Origin of the sequence: Mesorhizobium sp. M0816 (genome assembly GCF_040320005.1) — a bacterium.
Classification (GTDB): domain Bacteria; phylum Pseudomonadota; class Alphaproteobacteria; order Rhizobiales; family Rhizobiaceae; genus Mesorhizobium.
The window spans coordinates 1-3,575 of sequence record NZ_JAMYOT010000078.1 but is presented as its reverse complement, the minus strand read 5'-3'; the positions used below and the strand labels follow the sequence as shown (position 1 = coordinate 3,575).

At 62.1% G+C, this 3,575-nt stretch carries 3 protein-coding genes and 2 pseudogenes; 2 read left to right on the top strand and 3 right to left on the bottom strand.

The genetic code is table 11. The annotated features are described in order from the left end of the window. The first annotated feature begins 257 nt into the window (after nucleotides 1–257). Nucleotides 258–527, top strand: coding sequence for a hypothetical protein (locus tag NKI17_RS36625; protein ID WP_352841942.1), 270 nt, complete (start codon nucleotides 258–260; stop codon nucleotides 525–527). Nucleotides 528–551: 24 nt separating this feature from the next. After that, nucleotides 552–986 carry a YqaA family protein gene (locus NKI17_RS36620; RefSeq protein WP_352574868.1) on the top strand — a complete coding sequence of 145 codons (435 nt, stop codon included), beginning with the start codon at nucleotides 552–554 and terminating at the stop codon, nucleotides 984–986. A gap of 222 nt (nucleotides 987–1,208) precedes the next feature. On the opposite strand, the gene NKI17_RS36615 is transcribed toward NKI17_RS36620, so the two are convergent. The 3 genes and pseudogenes from NKI17_RS36615 to NKI17_RS36605 all read right to left on the bottom strand — a co-directional run. Next, nucleotides 1,209–1,982: a sulfite exporter TauE/SafE family protein gene (locus NKI17_RS36615; protein WP_352907920.1), complete on the bottom strand. Its 774-nt coding sequence runs from the start codon at nucleotides 1,980–1,982 to the stop codon at nucleotides 1,209–1,211. A gap of 209 nt (nucleotides 1,983–2,191) precedes the next feature. Continuing rightward, nucleotides 2,192–3,053, bottom strand: a pseudogene (locus NKI17_RS36610) (DUF1259 domain-containing protein). 125 nt (nucleotides 3,054–3,178) lie between these two features. After that, nucleotides 3,179–3,575, bottom strand: a pseudogene (locus tag NKI17_RS36605) (hypothetical protein); the annotation flags it as partial.

Below are 3,575 nucleotides of genomic sequence, written 5' to 3'. Positions count from 1 at the left end.
TTCGGTTCCATGCGATTGCGGGCATGCGGCATATCTGCCTCCGCTCCGGTTGGCCTTAGCCAGATACCGCGAAACGATCTGATCGGCGGCAGGTTCCTTGGCCGCTTTCACCGGCGCGACCCTCACGATTCTCGCGGAGACTTTGCAGGCTGAAGGAACAGCAGAATTATGATGCGCTGCGCTGGCCACGGACCGGTATCGCAACTGACGCTGCGCCGGAGCCCTTTAAGGTCGCCTGCGGTCTGGCTGCGGGGACGTTGGAAATCGTCGACACAGCGGCCGGCGAGCGGATGCGGCTGACCATAGAACGGCACACCGATGATTTGACAGCGACGGTGATCATCGACCGGCCCAACGGGCCAGAGACGCTTCGCCTCGAAGCCGTCGCCGACAACCATCATCGGCTTGAGAGTACGGTGGCTCCGGCCGAGCCGCATGAGTTCCAGGCAAGTCTGGTGCTGACCGCGAAAGATCGCGAACAGGTGCTGCCGTTCACGATGGTCGAACCCGAAGGTCACCATCATTAGGTCGACTGGCGGATATGCGGTTCAATGACCGATCTCGCGGCCTATGCTGGTCTGTTCCTGGCGGCCTTGCTCGCCGCCACGATCCTGCCGATGCAATCGGAAGCAGTGCTGGTCGGGCTGCTGCTTGCGGATTATTCGCCCTGGCCAATCATCGCCGTCGCGAGCGTCGGCAACGTACTTGGATCGGTGATCAACTGGCTGCTCGGGCGAGGCATCGAGCGCTTCCGGAGCCAACGGTGGTTTCCGATGAACCAAGCGCAACTGGAGCGCGCGCAAGTGTGGTATCGCCGCTACGGAAAGTGGTCGCTCCTGCTGAGTTGGCTGCCGGTTGTCGGTGATCCGCTAGCCGTCGTCGCGGGCGTCCTGCGCGAGCCTTTTCGGGTTTTCCTTTTGCTGGTCACTGCCGCCAAGGTCGGCCGTTATCTTGTTCTTGCCGCCGTGACGCTGAGCGTCATCTGACCTCGCGAAGCTTCTCCAACCTGAGCGGGTTAGGCCCGACTGGTTCGAAGGAGCCAGCCCAAGAGCCACGTCTGATACAGGCGGTCGGGAAGCCTAGCCTTTCTTGACGGCGACCTTGTCAAGGGGCCGCGCGCAGTCCTTTCGCCAGCTGCTGCGCGTCGCGGGACCGGCCAACCAAGCTAAGGCACAGCGCGCGAAGGGCTTCAGCCAACGTCGACATTGTTAAGACATTCCTGTGGCCGCGCGCCAAGCCTGCACAACGAAGCTGTGCTGGTTCCAGATCATCAGCGCTCCACTGACTGCCATGAGCGCGACCACAAGGCCGCGGAACTGTCGTCCACTCAGGCGCTCGAGCCAGCGCTTGGCCAGCAGATTGGCAAGCGCAGCGCCCAAACCCGCGGCTGCGCCGTACATGGCCGCCTGACCCCCGAGCGAGCCAAGTCCGGTGAATACCGCGATCTTGACGACATCGGTCACAAACGAGTTCACCGATTTCGTGGCGACCAACGTCTCCTTCTCCGAACCGTAGTTCAGATAGAGCGAATTCAGGACGGGTCCCACCGTGCCCATCAGCCCCGACAACAGCGCGACGATCAGGCCGGCCGGGAGGAACCACCAGCGGCGGACTCGGTAGCTCCGCTCGCGCGCCCCGCCGCGAAATTCCCAGACTGCACTGATCAGATAGATCCCTATGAGTATCTGGAGCCATTCCGCCCGACTGTTGGCGAAGAGCCAGGAGCCCGCCGCGGCACCGGCGATGGCGCCCGGCAGATACCAACGGACCAGGCTCCAATCGATGTCGCGCCGAAAGGCCAGGGCGCGGATGGGATTGCCGATGAGCTCGGTCAAGGTGATGACCGGCGCAACTGCGGCGCTCCCTGTGATGAAAGTCACGGCGGGGATCAGCAATAGGCCTCCGCCTCCGGCCGAGAGGGTGTTCAGCGTCCAGGTGAGGAACCCCGCCAAAGCCAGGAGGCCGAGTCTAACCCAGTCCATCCGATCAGAACGAAGCGGGCCTTCGATCGTTCCGAACGCATCGGTTCGCAAAAGCCCGGCCCGCCGCTCGTGTGCGATGGAAAGGCGATCTCCGGCGCAATGCTGGTGGCAGAAAGACGCCCTGCTAGAGAACAATTCCCGAGGCGGCGGGAAGAAGGCCGGCGATCGCTCCGAGCCGGCCGAACTCCGCCGTTGGACGGGCCACCAATCTAGCTCTTCTTGACGGCGACCTTGTCGAGGGCTGCGCGCAGGCCTTTCGCCAGCTTCTGCACATCGTCGTTCGCCCAGAAATGCATAAAGAAGAGCCGCGGCTGCTCATCGAGCATGTGGCTATGCAGTGCGGTGATCTCGATGCCGTTGTCCTGCATGGCTTTGATAATCGGATTGACCTCCTTTGCGGTCAGCACAAAATCACCCGTGATCGCCGCCTTGCCGCCACCTGTCGATTGGAAGTTGATCGCTATTGCCGAGCCCATGGCCGCCGGCACTTCCATTCCATTTTCCTCGACCGGCTTGGCGCGCGGGATCGTGAACTGGTAGATCGCGCCATTGGCTTTACCCTTATAACCGATGGTTTGGTCGACACTGGCCGTGTCGAAGTCGATCTGCGGAGCGGCTTGCGGCTGGGCGCCGCCTCCCATCGGTGTTTTGCTCAGCGCCAATCCGGCATGAAGCGCTGTTGCGAGGCGTAACCGGGTCGCCTTGGCCGAAGACGTGCATGTAGAGTGTCATCGGCTCCGCGCGTAGCAAGTGGTTGTGCACCGCAGTGATCTCGATCCCACCTTCTTCAAGCTTCTTCATGACCGGGTTCACCTCGTCCTGCGTCAGAACGATGTCGCCCATGACCATGGCCTGTTTCCCCACGGGTTCGAACGCAATCCAGCCTCCAAGCGCAAATCCTGGTTTCAGGGCCACGCCATCGAGCGATACCTTCAGGTCCGTTCGAGGCAAGCCCACCCGGTAGACGCCATCAGGCGTCTCTGCTCCGGATTTGCCTAGCGTCTTCGCGATTGTTTGCCAATCGTGTGCCGCCGATGCCGGTTGCAGCAGCGCCGACATCGCAATCAGCATTGCTCCCGTCACGAGTTTTGCATGCATGGGATTTCTCCTTGTGATCTGCCCCCATTGCCCAATTCGTCATGCGGCTGCTGGCTTCGTGGCGGGAGGGTCGGCGCCGCGCATGATCGCGGCAATGATTACGATCGCCGGGTCGCGCTCGAGCCCATTTTTGGATCGGGCTCGCCGGCATATGGAATCCTGTCGGCCGTATCATAATCCTCATTGCACCAGCGCCCCACGACGTCGCCGACCGAAAGGTTCTTTCTCGCCCATTTTTCCAGTTCGGCAAACCGCTTCGCCACGTCGCCGTCATAGGCATCCATGCTGCCGAGACGGTAGCCGGGATATGGGCTGCTCAAATCCTCCTGCATCTTCCAGATCACGCCGCGGCCGGGGACCACAAATGCCGGGTGAATGCCGCGCGCCAGCGCAATGCCGCGCTTGCGGTATTCCGGCTTCAGATCGCCGAGACGCGCCAGGGCGAACAGCCACATCGCCAGATAGTGGAAATACTGGCCGTCGCGATCCGCCGCT

What these genes read in the sequence shown, in the direction of transcription:
- NKI17_RS36620 (WP_352574868.1), top strand. Translation starts at nt 552, where the DNA reads ATGACCGATCTCGCGGCCTATGCTGGTCTGTTCCTGGCGGCCTTGCTC.
- NKI17_RS36615 (WP_352907920.1), bottom strand. Translation starts at nt 1,982, where the DNA reads ATGGACTGGGTTAGACTCGGCCTCCTGGCTTTGGCGGGGTTCCTCACC.